Source organism: Klebsiella sp. MS 92-3 (assembly GCF_000195655.1).
GTDB lineage: Bacteria > Pseudomonadota > Gammaproteobacteria > Enterobacterales > Enterobacteriaceae > Klebsiella > Klebsiella pneumoniae.
The window spans coordinates 32,368-33,487 of sequence record NZ_GL882741.1 but is presented as its reverse complement, the minus strand read 5'-3'; the positions used below and the strand labels follow the sequence as shown (position 1 = coordinate 33,487).

At 55.1% G+C, this 1,120-nt stretch carries 3 protein-coding genes; 1 reads left to right on the top strand and 2 read right to left on the bottom strand.

Translation table 11 applies throughout. The annotated features are described in order from the left end of the window. Together HMPREF9538_RS32750 and kdpF are read right to left on the bottom strand one after the other, a co-directional pair. On the bottom strand, window positions 1-478 hold a 478-nt coding region (locus HMPREF9538_RS32750; RefSeq protein ID WP_009484148.1), incomplete at its 3' end, for a potassium-transporting ATPase subunit KdpA. After that, window positions 478-567, bottom strand: a complete 90-nt coding sequence (gene kdpF, locus HMPREF9538_RS31240) for a K(+)-transporting ATPase subunit F (protein WP_020323459.1) — start codon at window positions 565-567, stop codon at window positions 478-480. The genes HMPREF9538_RS32750 and kdpF, both read right to left, overlap by 1 nt. Before the next feature lie 306 nt (window positions 568-873). Here kdpF and HMPREF9538_RS22825 point away from each other — a divergent pair, with 306 nt between their 5' ends. Next, window positions 874-1,083 (top strand): DUF2517 family protein, encoded by a 210-nt coding sequence (locus HMPREF9538_RS22825; protein WP_004142243.1) that lies wholly within the window; start codon window positions 874-876, stop codon window positions 1,081-1,083. Window positions 1,084-1,120 lie beyond the last annotated feature (37 nt).

Below are 1,120 nucleotides of genomic sequence, written 5' to 3'. Positions count from 1 at the left end.
GGGGGGGGGGGGGGGGGGGGGGGGAGGGGGCAACCCGGGGGGCGCCGGGGGTGGCGGCGGAGAGGAAATTCTGCACCGTCAGGCCGACCATCTGGCTGAGATAACTCATTGTGCTTTCGCCGGCGTAAGCCTGCCAGTTGGTATTGCTGACAAAGCTGATCGCGGTATTGAGCGCCAGATCCCATGACAGCCCCGGCAGGTGCTGCGGGTTAAACGGCAGCACGCCCTGGAGCATCAACAGGGCAAACAGCGCCAGGCCGCCGAGGGCGTTAAACAGCAGGATCGCCAGCAAATACTGCAGCCAGCCCATCTCCTCGGCGCGGATCCCGGCCACGCGCCACAAGACGCGCTCGACGCCGGCCAGGCCGGGAAGCGGGATATCGTTCACCATTCTCGCCAGACACATCCCCAGCGGGCGCGCCAGCACCAGCAATACCAGCAGATAGCTGGCTAATAATAAAAATCCCTGGGCAGCCATCAGAATGCCTCCGCATGTATCAAGGCATAAACCAGATAAGCCAGTAACAGGAACACCAGCCCAACGCCAGTGAGTACGCCTGCAGTCACAATCCACCTCCGGGTGTGTTTTCGATTTACCTGGAGGATAGAAATTACGGCGCAAAGATTTCGCAAAAATCCGCGGGTGCGGTGTAAAAAAAGTATAAAAATGACAAAGGCACAAATTAACTGATGGTTAGTATTAATTTAACTTTTTCGTAACTAATTTACGTGGCGAATGTAAATTAAGTATAAATACGTGCTTTTTAGTGGTCGGATGAGTAGTAAAATTACAAGCAGAGCGGTATTATTTTGCTCAGACAAACATGATTAATTTTACCGGCGCTGCTTGCCGGCCTGACAAAGGGGAGAGAAATGATGGCGTTGTACAAAGCTTATCCTGCTCATATTATTTTGCTGCGTCGTGCTTTCGCCGTCGTGGCTGGCGTCGCGGCGCTGCCGGTGATGCTGTTCTGGAAAGATCGCGCCCGCTACTACAGCTGGCTGCACCGGGTGTGGTCGAAAACCAGCGAGCAGCCGGTGTGGATGGCGCAGGCGGAGAAAGCCGCTCACGATTTCTATTAATCCTCCTGCTGCGAAGAAAATAACAAGACCCCCCCCC

What these genes read in the sequence shown, in the direction of transcription:
- HMPREF9538_RS22825 (WP_004142243.1), top strand. Translation starts at nt 874, where the DNA reads ATGATGGCGTTGTACAAAGCTTATCCTGCTCATATTATTTTGCTGCGT.